The sequence below is a fragment of the Hyphomonas sp. genome, assembly GCF_018402285.1.
In the GTDB taxonomy this organism is placed as follows: Bacteria; Pseudomonadota; Alphaproteobacteria; order Caulobacterales; family Hyphomonadaceae; genus Hyphomonas.
In genome coordinates, this window is record NZ_JAGYJH010000003.1 from 1,382,470 (window position 1) to 1,398,012 (window position 15,543).

General features: G+C 63.3%; 16 protein-coding genes. 6 read left to right on the top strand and 10 right to left on the bottom strand.

The window, feature by feature from the left end; translation table 11 throughout:
- Positions 1–9: 9 nt before the first annotated feature.
- Positions 10–324, top strand: a complete 315-nt coding sequence (locus KG722_RS09365) for a hypothetical protein (RefSeq protein WP_213271460.1) — start codon at positions 10–12, stop codon at positions 322–324.
- Positions 325–507: 183 nt separating this feature from the next.
- On the top strand, positions 508–1,920 hold the full coding sequence (locus KG722_RS09370; RefSeq protein WP_213271461.1) for an aldehyde dehydrogenase family protein: 1,413 nt from the start codon (positions 508–510) through the stop codon (positions 1,918–1,920).
- A 577-nt stretch (positions 1,921–2,497) separates the two neighbouring features.
- On the opposite strand, the gene KG722_RS09375 is transcribed toward KG722_RS09370, so the two are convergent.
- From KG722_RS09375 to KG722_RS09400, 6 genes are all read right to left on the bottom strand, one after another.
- A complete protein-coding gene (locus tag KG722_RS09375; protein WP_213271462.1) occupies positions 2,498–4,045 on the bottom strand; it encodes an AMP-binding protein in 1,548 nt (515 codons plus the stop codon).
- 181 nt (positions 4,046–4,226) lie between these two features.
- Positions 4,227–5,882, bottom strand: a complete 1,656-nt coding sequence (locus tag KG722_RS09380) for a M28 family peptidase (protein ID WP_213271463.1) — start codon at positions 5,880–5,882, stop codon at positions 4,227–4,229.
- A 49-nt stretch (positions 5,883–5,931) separates the two neighbouring features.
- Positions 5,932–6,513 carry a GNAT family N-acetyltransferase gene (locus tag KG722_RS09385; protein ID WP_300998340.1) on the bottom strand — a complete coding sequence of 194 codons (582 nt, stop codon included), beginning with the start codon at positions 6,511–6,513 and terminating at the stop codon, positions 5,932–5,934.
- Positions 6,510–6,908, bottom strand: a complete 399-nt coding sequence (locus KG722_RS09390) for a ketosteroid isomerase-related protein (RefSeq protein WP_213271465.1) — start codon at positions 6,906–6,908, stop codon at positions 6,510–6,512. Before KG722_RS09390 ends, KG722_RS09385 begins: the two co-directional genes overlap by 4 nt.
- Positions 6,905–7,834 (bottom strand): sterol desaturase family protein, encoded by a 930-nt coding sequence (locus tag KG722_RS09395; RefSeq protein WP_213271466.1) that lies wholly within the window; start codon positions 7,832–7,834, stop codon positions 6,905–6,907. The genes KG722_RS09390 and KG722_RS09395 overlap by 4 nt, the downstream gene beginning before the upstream one ends.
- A 12-nt stretch (positions 7,835–7,846) precedes the next feature.
- Complete coding sequence (locus KG722_RS09400; protein ID WP_213271467.1) at positions 7,847–9,151, bottom strand: amidohydrolase family protein; 1,305 nt, start codon at positions 9,149–9,151, stop codon at positions 7,847–7,849.
- Positions 9,152–9,299: 148 nt separating this feature from the next.
- On the opposite strand from KG722_RS09400, the gene KG722_RS09405 reads away from it, so the two are divergent.
- Positions 9,300–10,208 (top strand): crotonase/enoyl-CoA hydratase family protein, encoded by a 909-nt coding sequence (locus KG722_RS09405; RefSeq protein WP_213271468.1) that lies wholly within the window; start codon positions 9,300–9,302, stop codon positions 10,206–10,208.
- A 27-nt stretch (positions 10,209–10,235) separates the two neighbouring features.
- Complete coding sequence (locus tag KG722_RS09410) at positions 10,236–10,721, top strand: CinA family protein (RefSeq protein WP_213271469.1); 486 nt, start codon at positions 10,236–10,238, stop codon at positions 10,719–10,721.
- Positions 10,722–10,723: 2 nt separating this feature from the next.
- Here KG722_RS09410 and KG722_RS09415 read toward each other — a convergent pair whose 3' ends face one another.
- The 4 genes from KG722_RS09415 to rpsF all read right to left on the bottom strand — a co-directional run bounded on the left by KG722_RS09415 (position 10,724) and on the right by rpsF (position 13,602).
- Positions 10,724–12,214, bottom strand: a complete 1,491-nt coding sequence (locus KG722_RS09415; RefSeq protein ID WP_213271470.1) for a replicative DNA helicase — start codon at positions 12,212–12,214, stop codon at positions 10,724–10,726.
- 173 nt (positions 12,215–12,387) lie between these two features.
- Positions 12,388–12,972, bottom strand: coding sequence for a 50S ribosomal protein L9 (gene rplI / locus KG722_RS09420; protein WP_213271471.1), 585 nt, complete (start codon positions 12,970–12,972; stop codon positions 12,388–12,390).
- Between the two features lie 12 nt (positions 12,973–12,984).
- Entirely contained in the window at positions 12,985–13,242 is a 258-nt protein-coding gene (gene rpsR / locus KG722_RS09425) for a 30S ribosomal protein S18 (protein WP_213271472.1), read from the bottom strand.
- An 18-nt stretch (positions 13,243–13,260) separates the two neighbouring features.
- Positions 13,261–13,602 (bottom strand): 30S ribosomal protein S6, encoded by a 342-nt coding sequence (gene rpsF / locus KG722_RS09430; protein WP_213271473.1) that lies wholly within the window; start codon positions 13,600–13,602, stop codon positions 13,261–13,263.
- Positions 13,603–13,815: 213 nt separating this feature from the next.
- Here rpsF and fabD point away from each other — a divergent pair, with 213 nt between their 5' ends.
- Positions 13,816–14,763 (top strand): ACP S-malonyltransferase, encoded by a 948-nt coding sequence (gene fabD, locus KG722_RS09435; protein WP_213271474.1) that lies wholly within the window; start codon positions 13,816–13,818, stop codon positions 14,761–14,763.
- A gap of 5 nt (positions 14,764–14,768) precedes the next feature.
- Positions 14,769–15,506 (top strand): 3-oxoacyl-[acyl-carrier-protein] reductase, encoded by a 738-nt coding sequence (gene fabG, locus KG722_RS09440; RefSeq protein WP_213271475.1) that lies wholly within the window; start codon positions 14,769–14,771, stop codon positions 15,504–15,506.
- The last annotated feature ends 37 nt before the right edge of the window (positions 15,507–15,543 follow it).

Sequence of the window (15,543 nt, forward strand, 5' to 3'; positions counted from 1 at the left end):
GAAGGAGACATGATGATGATCAAGGCAGCACTTGGAATGAGCGTGGCTGTTTTCGCCGGTCTGGCCCTGGCAGCCTGCGGCGACCCGCCCGAACCGATGTCGCCGGTTGGGCCCTCCTTTGACCGCGCCACCGAGTCCACGGACACCGACGCGGCTGACCCGATGGTTCCGGACACCGGATCAGAGACCGTTCCACCGGTCGGGTCCGTGCCCGGCGAGATTCCCGAGGTCATGGAAGACGAGGCCTATGGTGACGGCGACACCTACACCGAAATGATGGGTGAGCCCGAAGTGCCTGGCGAGGAAACAGGCACGCCACAGTAAGGGGAAGCAGGCGCTCAGCGCCCTGCATTGTGAAGGTGCCGGGCGCGGGGAGCCAGTCTCCCCGCCCCGTCGTGCTGTATGCTCGCGCCTTCCCCAAGGATAATCGGGCAGAATCCTTATTCGGTTTCCCGGGCAACTGGCGTAGCTTCGCGAAGAACAGAATGACCGGAGGAAGAAAGCCAGATGTCCCCTACCTATACAATGACGATCAACGGCCAGGCAGTTTCGGCGAGCGAGAGTTTTGGCGTCGAGAACCCCGCGACCGGTGCTGTGTTTGCGCAGGCGCCTGATTGCACCGAAACACAGCTTGATGAGGCGGTCGCTGCGGCGCGCGCGGCGCTGCCGGCGTGGAAAGCGACTCCGATCGAGAAGCGCCGCCAGATGCTGCAGGCGATTGCCGGCGTGATCGCGCAGAACGGGGAGGAACTCGCTCGCCTGCTGACCCAGGAGCAGGGCAAGCCCCATCCCGATGCGATGGGCGATGTTCTTGGCGGCGCGCACTGGCTGGTGGAGACAGCAAAGCTCGACATTCCCGAACATGTTTCGGAGGATACACCCGAGCGGCTGGCGGTGACCCGGTATGGGCCGGTTGGCGTTGTGGCGGCGATTGTGCCGTGGAATTTCCCGATCATCCTGATGATGTTCAAGCTTGCCCCGGCGCTGCTGGCGGGGAACACCGTGGTGATCAAGCCGGCGCCGACAACGCCGCTGACGACGCTGAAGATCGGCGCACTGATCCGGGGCATCCTGCCGCCGGGCGTGGTGAATGTTATCTCCGGCTCTGACCGGCTCGGCCCCTGGCTGACGGCGCACAAGGGCGTCGACAAGGTCAGCTTCACCGGGTCGACCGAGACCGGCAAGAAGGTGATGGCGAGCGCGGCGAAGGATCTGAAGAAGGTGACGCTGGAGCTTGGCGGCAATGACGCGGCCATCGTAATGCCGGATGTGGACGTCAAGGCCGTGGCCGAGCAGCTGTTCTGGGCAGCCTTCCGCAATGCCGGGCAAATCTGCATCGCCACCAAGCGGATGTATATCCACAAGGACGTATACGAACCTCTGAAAGCCGCAATTGTCGAGTATGCTGGCAGCGTGAAGGTCGGCGACGGGGCCGAGCAGGGCACACAGATCGGGCCGATCCAGAACAAGGCGCAGTATGAGCGCGTGCTGGAGCTGATCCAGGACGCCAAGGACAAGGGCTACAAATTCCTGATTGGCGGAAACTCCGCGAATGTGCCGGGCTATTTTGTACCGGTGACGATCCTCGACAACCCGCCGGAAGATGCGCGGATTGTGCAGGAGGAGCAGTTCGGGCCGGTTTTACCGCTGATGTCGTTTGATAATATCGACGAAGTCATCGGCCGGGCGAATGCCAGCATTTATGGCCTCGGCGCCTCCATCTGGACCAAGGACCTTGACCGGGCGCAGGCGCTGGCGTCACAGCTTCAGGCCGGGACGGTCTGGATCAATGAGAGCCAGCATCTTTCGCCCCATGCCGCGTTTGGCGGGCATAAACAGTCCGGCGTCGGCGTGGAAGGCGGCCAGGACGGCCTGCTTGAATTCTGCCAGGCGCAGACGGTGTTCATGCGCCGGGCCTGATTTTTTCGGGCTTGGGATTTTGGAAACCCCTCCGGCGACGGAGGGGTTTTTTTGCGCGCGCACGGGCGGCCTGTGGGGGCTAAGCAGGGGGCTGAAGGATTGTCGGCTGAAGATGTCTCGGATTCGTCCAGGCAAGCGCCTGCGAGGTTTGGCGCGATGTGGCTTGCCCGCAGGGCCGCCGGCGCACGACAGGCGCGCCGCGGGTCGCCGGCGCGGACGATGTGGACATGGCCTCATCTGGTGAGGGCGATGAGGAGGGCGCGGCGTTCCTGATCCTGACATGTGAAGATCCAGCCCAGCTGTCAGCAGAGATATGGCCAGAAGACGGGCAACAGGCTGGCATGGAGGCGGGCGATCTGCGGGATCGTGGAGGGGAGTTTGCCTCCGGTCCCGGAGGGGGTGGGGGCCGTTGGCGTTTTTCCCGTTAAGCTCCAAGGAAAACGCCAACGGGGCGCCAAAAAATCCAACGTGCATCTCGAACCAGGAGAGTGCCAGATCCAGCCATTTCCGGCCAAAAGAAAACGGCGCGGGACAGTTTTTGTGTCCCGCGCCGCTCCTTAGATGCTCTTTGGCCGGATCAGACGATCCGGCTGTCCTTGTTGCCCCAATAGCGGTCGCGGATGAGGCGTTTGTAGAGTTTTCCGGTGGCGTGGCGGGGGAGTTCGGGGTCGAAGTCGATGCTTTTGGGGCATTTGAGCTTCGAGAGGTTGGCCTGGCAGAAGGCCATGAGCTCGGCGGCGAGTTCGTCCGAGAACGGGACGCCGGGCATCGGCTGGACGACGGCTTTGACCGCTTCGCCGAAGTCTTCATCCGGCACGCCGATGACGGCCACGTCGGCCACTTTGGGGTGGGTGATGAGGACGTTCTCGGTTTCCTGCGGGTAGATGTTCACGCCGCCGGAAATGATCATGAAGGATTTGCGGTCCGTCAGGTAGAGGAAGCCGTCGGCGTCCAGCTTACCGACATCGCCGAGGGACGACCAGTCAGGGTGTTTGGGATTGAGGGCGGCCTTGTTCTTTTCCGGGTCGTTGTGATAGTTCGGCGGCGTGGTGCCGGAGAAGTAGACTTGGCCTTCTTCGCCGATGGGCAGTTCATTGCCCTCTTCGTCGCAGATGTGGACGACGCCGTGGATCGCGCGGCCGACCGTGCCTTTGTGGGAGAGCCAGTCCGGGCTTTTCACATAGGTCATGCCGTTGCCTTCAGAGCCGGCATAATATTCGTCGATGACAGGGCCCCACCAGGCAATCATCTGCTCTTTCACCGGGACCGGGCAGGGGGCGGCGGCGTGGATGGCGAAGGTCAGGCTGGAGACGTCGTACTTCTTACGGGCGTCTTCGGGTAGTTTCAGCATCTTCACGAACATCGTCGGCACGACCTGGGTGTGCGTGACCTTGTATGTCTCGACGGCTTTCAGGAACTCTTCGGGATCGAACTTTTCCATCACAACCAGCGTCGAGCCGATGCGCGTGAAGGTCATGCACCAGCGCAGGGGCGCGGCATGATAGAGCGGGGCCGGGGAGAGATAGACAGAGTCCGGACCCGCGCCGGACATGGCGCGGGCAATCTGGACGAGGATGTTGTCGGCGTCGATCGGCAGGTTCCGTTCAAGCGGCGGGCGGATGCCTTTCGGGCGGCCTGTGGTGCCCGAGGAATAGAGCATGTCGGTGCCGGCCATCTCGTCGGCAATGGGCGTATTCGGGAAAGCGGCGGCATGGCCCTCAAGCGCGGTAAAGCCTTCGACATTGCCGTCGATTGACCAGAGCTTTGTCAGGCCCGCCGCAGCGGCGGCCTCGCGGGCAACCGAGCCTTTGCCCGCCCCGGAGATGAGGAGTTTCGAGCCGGAATCCTCGATGATGTATTTCACTTCCGGCGCTGTGAGGCGCGAGGAAATGCAGACATAGTAGAGGCCCGCGCGCTGGGCGCCCCAGCAGATCTCGAAATAGCGGGGCGAGTTTTCTGCGAAGATGGCGATGGTGTCGCCCGGCTGGCAGCCGGCATCCCTCAGGGCGTGGGCAATCTGGTTGGAGCGTTCGTCCAGCTGGCGGAATGTGATGGTTTCGCCTGAGCCGGCCATGATGATGGCGGGCTTGTCGGGATGCGCCTTGGCGTGATGACTGGGATGCATGACGTCTTATCCTCCGGGTGTGAAGCCTGGCGCATACCGCGCTGGCTTCCGTCTCGCGGCGGACTTTAGCGAGCCTTGGGGAGGTGTCCACGACTGACCCAAGGTGAGGGTCTGCCGTTTCAGGGACTTAGAGGTCCGAAGACTGCCCGGCCCCCGCACAGAGGACCGGGCAAAGGGCGTGTCAGGGCTCCATCGGGCCGTTGAACTGGCGGGCGAAGAAATCATCTTTCCGCCAGAGGGGGCGCTGATCGGCATTGGCGAGGGCGAGCGCAATGCGCGCCTTGATGGCGGCAAAACGGGCGGCAGCGTCAAAGTCGAGAGAGTTGGACATATCATCCGACGGGCGGTGATAGTTGCTTGTCATGTGACGGGCGAACTCTTCGGCGCCCCCATTCTCCCAGCCGGGGATCAGGTAGACCGAGGGGATGCCCGCTTCGACGAAGCGGAAATGGTCCGACCGGGTGAAGAGGCCCTGATCGGGGACCGGGTCCGGGCTGAGGGTGATGTTCATATCGGCGGCGGCCTTTTCGACCTCCTCGATAATGGTCGAGCGCGAGCCTCCGAACACGACAAGGTCGGTGAAGGGGTAGGTCAGGACCGGCATGTCGAGATTGACGTTGGCGACGAGGCTTGCCTTCGGCACGGTCGGGTTTTCGGCAAAGTACTGCGCGCCGAGGAGGCCTTTCTCTTCGGCAGTGAGGGCGATGAACATGACTGAGCGCTTCATCGGCGGGCCGGCCTTCAGCATGCGGGCAGCTTCCAGCAGGGTGGCGACGCCGCTGGCGTTGTCGAGGGCGCCATTGTTGATCTGGTCGCCTTCGAGGCCTTTGGTGATGCCGATATGGTCGAGATGGGCGGTGAGGACGATAACCTCGTTCTTGAGGACGGGGTCTGTGCCCTCGATCATGCCGATGACGTTGGCGGACTGGACCTGGTCATGGGTCGAGGCCTGGCTGAGTTGGACCGTGAAGGGAAGGGCGAGGCCCTGAACGGCGCCGCCTTCGGCTTCGGCGGCGGCGAGGATGTCGGTCCAGCTTGCGCCGGAGCCTTCAAAGAGCTTGGCGGCGCTTTCCATCGAGACGCTGGCACTGGCCTGGATGCCGGGCGCGCGGGAGAAGGGTGTGCCTTGGGCGTCGAGCCAGGTGAGGCTTGCGCCATCGAGGCGCCCTTCGCGAATGAGGCGCTCGAAAGGGTAGACGCCGCGCGAGGTGGGCGTTTCGAGGGTGACGACGGCGACGGCGCCGCGCTCTGACGCGTTGACGAATTTGCGGGTGCCGTAATAGGCGCGCTCTTCGGTCTGAATACCTTTAGGGGTGCCTGAGAGCATGACGGCGACCTTGCCGGTGAGGTCGAGGCCGGCATAGTCATCACGGCCGAGATCTGGCGCGACGACGCCAAAGCCGACGAAGACGGCTTCACCGGTCACATCGCTGCTGGTGGCGCCGAGGGAGCCGCCCATGGCATAGTCGACATTCTCCGTAAACGGAACGGTCGCGCCGGTGGCGGTGTTGGTAACCTCCATCAGGCGGCCTTCGGGTGCGCGGAGCGAACGGAGGAAGGAGATAGTCTGGAAGTAGGTGCCTGCGTCGCCGGCGGGTTTCAGGCCGATCTCTGTGAACGCTTCGGCGACATAGGCGGCGGCAATGTCGTAGCCAGGGGTGCCGGCTTCGCGGCCTTCGAGATCGTCGGAGGCGAGGAATTCCATGTCGGCGCGGATCGCGTCCGCGTTGGGCGCGGGAAGCTCCGTGACGGCGGGTGGCTGGGGCGGCGTTTCGGGCGCGCAGGCGGCGAGCACCAGGGCCGACGCCATGATAAGGAGGCTGAATTTAGTCCGCATGGGATTTTCTTTCTTGCAGGCCGGTCTGCGTCCGGTTTTCGGGTTGGGATCAGAATTGCCGCATCCAGTAGGTCATCGGATGGGGAAGGTCGGGGCCGCGGGGCTCGGTGGGCCAGGTGAAGTTTGTGGTGATGCCGGGGATTTTTCGGTAGCCGCGTTTTTGCCAGAAGCTGTCGAGCGGGGAGTAGCCGTCCGGGCGACGGGGGTGATCGGGGGGGCGGTCCACGGCGCAGAAGCAGGCGCGGGCATAGCCGCGCTGGCGGGCGTGTTCTTCCCGTGCGTCAAAGAAGGCGTGGCCGAGGCCGCGGCCGCGGTAATCCGGCTTGAGGACAGACTCGCCGAAATAGAAGGTGGTGGGAAGGTCATAGCCCGCGTCTGCCAGCGGGGCGGAAAATTCGGCGTGGTGATCGTCGATCGCAGAGCCTGTGGCGCAGCCGATGATCTCGCTGTCTTCCTCGGCGGCGATAATTATGGCGTCCCGCGCGGCGGAGAAGGCGCGCAGGTATTTCTGCTCATAGCTTTCCGTACCCGAATAGAGATAGGGGAAATCCGCAAACACGCCGATGCGCAGGCGCGCAAGCGCCGGGAGTGTGTGTTCGAGAGCTTCACCGGTCAGTGGGCGGACGATCATGAAACCTGGCGGATCCATTCTTTCAGATTGTAATAGGTGGTGACGCGCGTGATCTGGCCATCCTTCACATCGAAGAAGGCGCCGGCGGGCAGGCGGTAGGCCTGGCCGGTGGCTTCAGGGAGACCGGCATCGGTTTTCTTGTAGACGCCGTTGACGATAAATTCGGCCGAGGCGCGGGCGCCATCGGGCGTGGCCATGACGACGATCTCGGTCAGGGTCTCGTCATAGCAATCGTCCATATGGGCGATGAAATCTGCGAAGGCGGCGCGCCCGCCGCGCTTGTCGCCTTCATTGACGAAATGGTTGATTTCTTCTGCCACGCAGGCGGCCATGCCGGCCCAGTCCTTGGCGTTGAAGGCAGCGTAATAGCGGGAGACGAGGTCTGTGGTGGTCATTTGGGGAGCCCTGGCTGGCCAGCCTGTTCGGGGTATGCCGTGACATACGCTTTCTTCAGCTCAATGGAGCGGTTGTGTGCACCCTGCGGGCTCCAGCCGGGGGCATTGACCGCGCGGCCCGCCCAGCGCCACGGGCGCAGCCCGTCTTTTGCGCAGTCGCTCAGGAAGCCGCCAAATTCGTGGAAGGCGATGGTTAAGGGGTTGTGGGTGGTGAGCTGCTTGACGATGCCGTAGCTGGGTTTGTCGTCGTCCCGTTCCGGCACGAATGTGCCGAACATCTTGTCCCAGATGATGAAGACGCCGGCATAGTTCGTATCGATATAGCGCGGATTGGTGGCGTGGTGTACGCGGTGATGGGAGGGGGTGTTCATCACCACCTCGAACCAGCGGGGCATCTTGTCGATCGTCTCTGTATGGATCCAGAACTGGTAGATGAGGTTCAGCCCGCCTGCGAGGGCGAGCACGTACGGGTGGAAGCCGAGCCAGACGAGAGGCAGGCCGACAAGGATGAGCCCCGTGAACGGACCAAACCAGGGTTGGCGCAGCGCGGTCGTAAGATTGTAGTGCCGCGAGGAATGGTGGGTGACGTGCTCCATCCAGAACCAGCGCATGCGGTGGGCGAAGCGGTGTTTCCAGTAATAGACGAAATCATACGCCACGAAGCAGAGGGCGAAGCTCCACCAGGCGAAAGGGAGCGTGGCGATGCGGAAGGGCCAGGCCAGCATCATCATCCAGAGCGCGATGGTGGCGGTGAGGGTATTGACCACGACATTACCGATGCCCATCGACATGGAGGCCAGGGCATCCTTCGTTTCATAGCGGCCTTTGGCGCGGCCGGATCTGACCGCCCACCATTCCCAGGCGACGGATGCAACGAACACCGGCGCAGCCAAAGTGGTGACAGCAGGAAATGGCGTGAACTCCATCGTCGGTGGCCGTCAGAAGGACGAAGCCAGCGGGACGCCGTCCTGCTTGTAGACGATCCCGCCTTTCATCACGAAATCGACATCTGCAAGGCGCTGCATGTCGGCCAGGGGATCGGCGCTGACGGCGACGAAATCTGCCTTGCAGCCAACGTCTCCGCAGCCGACTTCGCCGGTCTTGCCGAGGGCTTCGGCGGCAAAGGAGGTACCTGCGCGCAGGGCCTGCATTGGCGTCATGCCGAAGGTGACCATGCGGGAGAACTGGTTGCCGTTGAGGCCATGGGGATAAACTCCGGCGTCTGAGCCGAACACCACCTTGGCGCCCGCCTTGACGGCGGCCGAGAAGCTGGCGCGCTGGCGGGCCGAGATGGAGCGTTCCTTGGCCAGGGATTCTTCCAGCAGGCCATTCTTGGCGCCTTCGGAGAGAATGTATTCGGTATTGTAGATGTCCATCGAGAGATAGGTGCCGTGCTCGACGGCGAGCTGGATGGTGGCCTCGTCCATGATGGAGCCGTGTTCGACCGTATCGACGCCGGCGAGGATGGCGTTGCGGATGCCAACGGTGCCGTGGGCATGGCTTGCCACTTTCAGGCCGCGGGCGTGGGCCTCTTCGACGATGGCCTCGAGTTCTTCGATCGTGCCTTGGGCCGCGCCGAGCGCCGTGCCCTTGGAGAGGACGCCGCCGGTGGAGCAGGTCTTGATCAGGTCGACGCCGTATTTGATGTTCTCGCGCACCTTGGCGCGCATTTCCCAGGGGCCGTTGGCGACGCCTTCGCCTTTCAGGCGATATTCAGATGGCAGAAGGTTCATGTCCGAGCAGTGGCCGCCCGAGATGCCGACCGGGGGGCCGGAGACGAGCAGGCGGGGGCCGGGCACTTCGCCGGCATCAATGGCCTCGCGCAGGGCGACATCGCCATAGCTTTCGGCGCCGAGATTGCGGACAGTGGTAAAGCCTGCCAGCAGCGTCTTGCGGGCGTTCTTGACGCCCTTGATGGCCATGCGCTCATCCGAGAGGCTCAAGGAGTAATAGGGGCCATCTTCGGCATCGCTGGTGAGGTGGACGTGCATGTCGATGAAGCCGGGCATCAGCCAGGCATTGCCGAGATCCACCGTCTTGGCGCCGCGCGGGGCCCTGAGGCTCGATTTCGTGCCGCGCTGGGCCACGGCGCCGTCCTCGATGACGAAGGCAGCGTCGCGCACTGTCTCGCCCGAAACCGGATCCACGAAATGGCCGGCCGTAAGGTAAACCGTTTCGGCCGACGCAGCGCCGCCTGCCATCAGGAAGGCCGTTGCAACTGTGGCGAGGGCGCTTTTTAACATGGACAACCAGCTCCTGTAATTTCCGTCATCAATTGTGACTGTTGTGCGGCGCAGGGGGCGGCCGCGTCAAGCACCCCGGTACGCTTGACGGACCTAAGGGAAGGAGGGCCTTCTCAGCAGGCAAACGCATCACCGGAGGAGAGCGATCATGGCAAGGCCCAAGGAATTCAAGGAAATCATTCTCGACATCGAGGACGGCATCGCGACACTGACGCTGCACCGGCCGGACAACATGAACGCCTTCACCGGCACCATGATGTATGAAATCATCGAGGCTTTCGACATGACGGACGCCAATGACGATGTGAAGGTCGTGATCGTGACCGGGCATGGCGACCGCGCGTTCTGCGCCGGGGCCGACCTTTCGGCCGGCGCCAAGACGTTCGACTATGACGCGCGCGCAGGCGATGGCGAAAAGGGCCGGACCGAATCGGTCGACATCCAGCGTGATGGCGGCGGACGGGTAACCCTGCGAATCTTCGAGAGCCTGAAACCGGTGATCGGCGCCATCAATGGCGCGGCTGTGGGCATCGGCGTGACGATGCAGCTGCCGATGGATATCCGGATTGCGTCTGACAAGGCGCGCTTCGGCTTTGTGTTCAACCGCCGGGGCATCAACCCGGAAGCGGCCTCCAGCTGGTTCCTGCCGCGTCTTGTGGGCATCCAGCAGGCGCTGGAATGGTGCTATACAGGCCGCGTGTTCCCGGCAGATGAAGCGCTCAAAGGCGGGCTGGTGAGCCGCGTTGTTCCTCATTCGGACCTTATGAGCGAAGCGCGCGCGCTGGCCAGGGAAATTGCTGACAATACCGCGCCTGTCTCCAACGCGCTGACGCGCCAGATGATGTGGCGCATGCTGGGCGCGAGCCATCCAATGGAGGCCCATATTGTGGATTCGGCCGCCATCTACACGCGCGGCAAGACGCCGGACGCGAAAGAGGGGGTGATGAGCTTCCTCGAGAAGCGCACCCCGACCTATCCGGTGAAGGTGTCGGACGGCATGCCGGGCTTCTTCCCCTGGTGGGAGGAGAAAGAGTTCGAGTGGATCGGCAACAAGTGATTTCAGCGGCGAAGGGGCCGTAGGGCCATGCAGACTTTATTGCCTCTTGCCGCCGAGATAGGCGACATCCTGAAGGCGCGGCGGGAGACCGTCGCGATTTCAGAATCATCAGCAGGCGGATTGATTTCGGCCGCCCTGCTGGCGGCGCCGGGGGCGTCGCGCTATTACCGGGGTGGCGGGGTGATCTATACGCCGCAGGCTTTCCGGGGGCTGTTGGGGCTGAGCCGGGAAGACCTGGGCGACAAGCGGTCTTCCACCGAGCCTTATGCGCGGATGCTGGCGGGGCGCATACGCGAGGTGCTCGAGGCGGACTGGGGGCTTTGCGAGACGGGCGCCTCGGGGCCCACGGGCAACATGTATGGCGACGCGGCGGGACATACCTGCGTGGCGCTGGCGGGCCCTGGCGGCGTGATTGTTTCGCGCACGCTGGAGACCGGGCTCTCCGACCGGGAGGCGAACATGCGCCTGTTTGCGGCAGACGCGCTGGACCTGCTGAAGGGCGGGCTGGCCTAGCTCTATTCCAGAATATCTTCGGTCATGCGGGACTTGTCGAGGTCTCCGAAGCGGGTGACGTTGGCATCAAAGGCGAGCTTGACGGTGCCGATCGGGCCGTGGCGCTGCTTTGAGACGATGACTTCGGCGGTGCCGTAGACCTGGTCCATGCGGGAACGCCAGGTCTTCCACTTTTCGTTCGAGGTCGGATCGTTTGGGTCGGCGGCAGGCTCTGTCCGCGCCAGATAGTATTCCTCGCGATAGACGAACATGACGATGTCGGCGTCCTGCTCGATCGAGCCGGATTCGCGCAGGTCCGAAAGCTGGGGGCGCTTGTCGTCGCGCTGCTCTACCGCGCGGGAGAGCTGTGAGAGGGCGACGATGGGGACGTTGAGATCCTTGGCGAGGGCCTTCAGCGCGGTGGTGATCTGGGTCACCTCCTGCACGCGGTTGGTCTGGCCACCGGAGCTGGAAACCGTGATCAGCTGAAGATAGTCGATCACGATCATGTCGAGGCCGACCGAACGCTGCAAACGGCGGGCCCGGGCCGTCAGCTCACTGATGGAGATACCGCCGGTGTCGTCGATGAAGAGGGGCAGGTTCTGCAGCTCGGCGGTGGCCTCGACGAGTTGTTCAAAGTCGGCCTTTGTCAGATCGCCCTGGCGGATGCGGTGGGCGTTGATACCGGTGCGCTCAGCGAGGATACGGGTGGCGAGCTGTTCGTTCGACATCTCGAGCGAGAAGAAGGCGACGATGGCGCCGTCCAGGGTTTTCTTCGAGCCATCGTCCTGCGTCTCGTATTTGTAGGCGGCGGCGGCATTGTAGGCGATGTTGGTGGCGAGCGATGTTTTGCCCATCGACGGGCGGCCGGCGAGAATCAGAAGGTCGGACCGGTGGAAGCCGCCGAGCTGGTTGTCGAGGTCGCTCAGGCCAGTGGGGATGCCGGCTATCTTGCCGCCGCGCTTGAAGGCGGCTTCAGCGGTGATCAGCGATTCGGCGAGGGCTTCGGCGAAGCTGGAGAAGCCGCGTTCGGCACTGCCGCGCTCTGCAAGGTCGAACAGGGCGCGTTCAGCCTTGTTGATCAGGGTGGAGCCGGTGTCGTCCTGCTCGGGCATGATGGCCTGGGACTGGATCGTGCCGCCGACCGTGATCAGCTCGCGCCGGATGGCGAGGTCGCGGATGATGCGGGCATAGTCCTTCACCTCCGGGCCGAAGGCGGCGGCATCGAGCAGGTCGACGAGGTATTTGGCGCCGCCGATCTCGGCGAGCTTTTCCTTCTGCTCGAAGTATTCGCGCAGGGTGACGCCATCGGCGACCCGGCCTGTCTGGATCATATTGGAGGCGACGGCGTACACCTCGCGGTGGGCGGGGGCGTAGAAGTCGGGCGGGGTGAGGATGTCGGCGATGAACTGGTAGACATTGTTGTCGAACAGGATCGCGCCGAGCACCGCGGCTTCGGCGGCGAGGTTGTTTGGCGGTGTGATCGACCCGCCTCCCGGCTTTTGCTCAGACATGGGCACCCCCGTGGCGCAAACGTTTACTATAGCGAACGCGGCCGGGTTTGCGACTCGCGGAAACAGGATTCGGGGGGAATTCCCGCCTCTATCCCCAAGCTGGCAGAGACACAGAAAAACGGCGGCCCCAGGGAGCCGCCGTTTCGATTGTGTGGCCAGGGCCGGGGCGAAGATTACTCTTCTTCGCCGCCCAGTTCGGCACGCTCTGCAGCAGCGGCGGCGAGTTCGCCGGCCTGCTCGTCGGCCTGTGCCTGGTTGGCAGCCTGGAGCGCAGCGACGATGTCTTCGCCTTTTTCCTGACGCTCGGCCTCTTCGGTCGAGCGGGCCACGTTCACCTGGATTTTCACGGTGACTTCCGCGTGCAGGCGGACGGACACTTCGGAAAGGCCGATGGACTTGATCGGCTTGTCGAGGCGGACCGCAGCGCGGTCGACCTTGTAGCCGGCTGCATCCGCGGCATCTGCCACATCGCGGGCCGTGACCGATCCGTACAGCTGGCCGGTTTCGCCAGCCTGGCGGATCAGCACGAAGGTTGCGCCTTCGAGCTTTTCAGCTTCGGTCTTTGCGGCGTCGCGGGCAGCGGCGTTGCGGGCTTCGATGGCGTCGCGCTCGAGTTCAAACCGCTTGCGGTTCTTCTCGTTGGCAATCAGCGCCTTGCCTTGCGGGATGAGGAAGTTGCGCGCGAAGCCGTTCTTGACGCGGACTTCGTCACCGATCTTGCCGAGGCGGTCGATGCGCTCAAGGAGAATGACTTGCATGGGGGTCTCTCCTTACTTCACTTCAAACGGGATGAGCGCCAGCATGCGGGCGCGCTTGATCGCCTGAGCCAGCTTGCGCTGGTTCTTCAGGTTCACGGCGGTGATACGGCTCGGCACGATTTTCCCTTTTTCAGAGATGTAACGCTGGAGCAGCTTCACGTCTTTGTAGTCGATTTCCTGTGCGTGCTGGCCGGTGAACGGGTCCACCTTGCGGCGGCGGCCGAACGGGCGGCGGGCAGGAATGTTCGTGATGTTGATTTTCTGTGCCATGTGTCGGTTTCCTTCCCGTTAGTCGCGCGGACGGCGCTCTTTGCGAGAGAGAACCGGCGAAGGCTCGTCGCTCAGCGTTTCAACGCGAACGGTCATGTAGCGCATCACATCTTCCGAGATACGCTGGCGGCGCTCCAGTTCGTGGACCGCTTCAGCCGGGCCGTCGATGTTGATGAGCGAGTAGTGGCCCTTGCGCTGTTTCTTGATCGGGTAGGCGAGGCTGCGAAGGCCCCAGTACTCGGTCTTGCCGACAGTTGCGCCTTTTTCCTTGAGGAAGGTGGAAATCTCTTCGATGAAGGTTTCAACCTGGGCAGGCGAGATATCCGGCCGTGTGATCACGACGTGCTCGTATAGTGCCATGTTTTCATTCCCAAAATTATGAAGATGCGGCACCAGTGAGCGGGAAACCCGACCGGCGATGGCCCCTCTTTCTCCGGCTCATTCCGGATCGTGGAGGACCGCACCTTGCTATCAAGAGGCGCTCTTAAGCCTATCCTTGTGGAAAATTCAAGCGCTTGCATGCCGGAGACACGCGCTTTACGCACGCCGGAAAACTAGGGAGACAGGGTAAACATGACCCTCGCATTCATTTTTCCCGGGCAAGGCAGCCAGGAAATCGGCATGGGCAAGGCACTCGCCGACGCCTTTCCAGCCGCAAAAGCGGTGTTTGAAGAGGTGGACGAGGCGCTCGGCCAGAAGCTCTCGACCCTGATGTGGGACGGCGACATCGCCGAGCTGACGCTCACCGCCAATACCCAGCCCGCGCTGATGGCCCATTCGGTGGCCGCCATGCGGGCGCTGGAAGCCGGTTTTGGCCTCTCGGCGAAGGACGCGGCCTTTGTGGCCGGACATTCGCTGGGCGAGTATTCGGCGCTGGCCTCGGCCGGCGCGATCACCCTTTCAGATACCGCGCGCCTGCTGCGCATCCGCGGCAATGCCATGCAATCGGCGGTCAAGCCGGGCGAGGGCGCGATGGCGGCTCTTCTGGGCGCCGATCAGGCCCAGGCAGACGCCGCCTGCGCCGCCGGGCGCGAGACGGGCGGCGCGTGTGACATCGCCAACGACAACGCCCCCGGCCAGCTGGTCATCTCCGGCACCAAGGGAGCGATCGAGGCGGCCATTGCCTGGTCGCAGGCCAATGGCGTGAAGAAAGCCATGGCGCTGAACGTGTCTGCGCCCTTCCACTGCGCCCTGATGCAGCCGGCAGCCGACGCGATGGCCGCTGCGCTGGCCGGAACGCAGATCAAGGCGCCCGCAGTGCCGCTCGTCGCCAATGTCAGCGCCGGCGCTGTGACCGACCCGGAGACGATCCGCCAGAATCTCGTGAAACAGGTGACCGGCCGGGTCCGCTGGACTGAATCGGTGCAGTACATGGTCGGCCAGGGCGTCACCGCGACCGGTGAAGCCGGGTCCGGCAAGGTGCTCACCGTGATGCAGCGCCGGATCGAGAAATCCCTCAACGGCCTTACCCTCGGGAGCCCTGAGGATCTGGAAGCCTTCGCCAAAGCGATCAAAGGATAAGACCCATGTTTGACCTGACCGGCCGCACGGCCCTTGTTACCGGCGCTTCGGGCGGCATTGGCCGCGCCATTGCACAAGCGCTTTCCGACGCTGGCGCGAAGGTTGCGCTCTCGGGCACCCGCGAGGCAGTCCTGCAGGAGGTGGCCGCCACCCTGAAGGGGGAAACGGCGATTGTGCCCTGCAACCTCTCTGATCCGGCTGGCGTGGACGCGCTGGTGGGCCAGGCGGAAGCGGCCATCGGCCCGCTCGACATCCTGATCGCGAACGCCGGCATAACGCGTGACAAACTGCTCATCCAGATGAAGGACGAGGACTGGAGCGATGTGCTGAATGTTAACCTGGGAAGCTATTTCCGGCTGACGAAATCAGCTGTGAGGGGAATGATGAAGCGCCGCCATGGCCGCATCATTGGAATCACTTCGGTGGTCGGCGTGACGGGAAATCCGGGCCAGACAAATTATTGTGCATCAAAAGCCGGGATGATCGGCTTCACCAAATCGATTGCCCAGGAGGTCGCTTCGAGGGGAATCACCGCCAACACGATCGCCCCCGGCTTCATCGAGTCGCCGATGACCGACGGGCTGCCCGAGGCCCAGAAAACGGCGCTTTTGGGGCAGATTCCGACCGGAAGGCTTGGTCAGGGCGGCGACATCGCGGCCGCGGCAGTGTATCTTGCGTCCAATGAGGCGGCCTATGTCACCGGCCAGACGCTGCACGTAAATGGCGGGATGGCAATGATTTAGGCCCAGCAGTAGGGCATCAGACAAGGGCTTGGCGCTC

What these genes read in the sequence shown, in the direction of transcription:
- KG722_RS09365 (WP_213271460.1), top strand. Translation starts at nt 10, where the DNA reads ATGATGATGATCAAGGCAGCACTTGGAATGAGCGTGGCTGTTTTCGCC.
- KG722_RS09370 (WP_213271461.1), top strand. Translation starts at nt 508, where the DNA reads ATGTCCCCTACCTATACAATGACGATCAACGGCCAGGCAGTTTCGGCG.
- KG722_RS09375 (WP_213271462.1), bottom strand. Translation starts at nt 4,045, where the DNA reads ATGCATCCCAGTCATCACGCCAAGGCGCATCCCGACAAGCCCGCCATC.
- KG722_RS09380 (WP_213271463.1), bottom strand. Translation starts at nt 5,882, where the DNA reads ATGCGGACTAAATTCAGCCTCCTTATCATGGCGTCGGCCCTGGTGCTC.
- KG722_RS09385 (WP_300998340.1), bottom strand. Translation starts at nt 6,513, where the DNA reads ATGATCGTCCGCCCACTGACCGGTGAAGCTCTCGAACACACACTCCCG.
- KG722_RS09390 (WP_213271465.1), bottom strand. Translation starts at nt 6,908, where the DNA reads ATGACCACCACAGACCTCGTCTCCCGCTATTACGCTGCCTTCAACGCC.
- KG722_RS09395 (WP_213271466.1), bottom strand. Translation starts at nt 7,834, where the DNA reads ATGGAGTTCACGCCATTTCCTGCTGTCACCACTTTGGCTGCGCCGGTG.
- KG722_RS09400 (WP_213271467.1), bottom strand. Translation starts at nt 9,151, where the DNA reads ATGTTAAAAAGCGCCCTCGCCACAGTTGCAACGGCCTTCCTGATGGCA.
- KG722_RS09405 (WP_213271468.1), top strand. Translation starts at nt 9,300, where the DNA reads ATGGCAAGGCCCAAGGAATTCAAGGAAATCATTCTCGACATCGAGGAC.
- KG722_RS09410 (WP_213271469.1), top strand. Translation starts at nt 10,236, where the DNA reads ATGCAGACTTTATTGCCTCTTGCCGCCGAGATAGGCGACATCCTGAAG.
- KG722_RS09415 (WP_213271470.1), bottom strand. Translation starts at nt 12,214, where the DNA reads ATGTCTGAGCAAAAGCCGGGAGGCGGGTCGATCACACCGCCAAACAAC.
- rplI (WP_213271471.1), bottom strand. Translation starts at nt 12,972, where the DNA reads ATGCAAGTCATTCTCCTTGAGCGCATCGACCGCCTCGGCAAGATCGGT.
- rpsR (WP_213271472.1), bottom strand. Translation starts at nt 13,242, where the DNA reads ATGGCACAGAAAATCAACATCACGAACATTCCTGCCCGCCGCCCGTTC.
- rpsF (WP_213271473.1), bottom strand. Translation starts at nt 13,602, where the DNA reads ATGGCACTATACGAGCACGTCGTGATCACACGGCCGGATATCTCGCCT.
- fabD (WP_213271474.1), top strand. Translation starts at nt 13,816, where the DNA reads ATGACCCTCGCATTCATTTTTCCCGGGCAAGGCAGCCAGGAAATCGGC.
- fabG (WP_213271475.1), top strand. Translation starts at nt 14,769, where the DNA reads ATGTTTGACCTGACCGGCCGCACGGCCCTTGTTACCGGCGCTTCGGGC.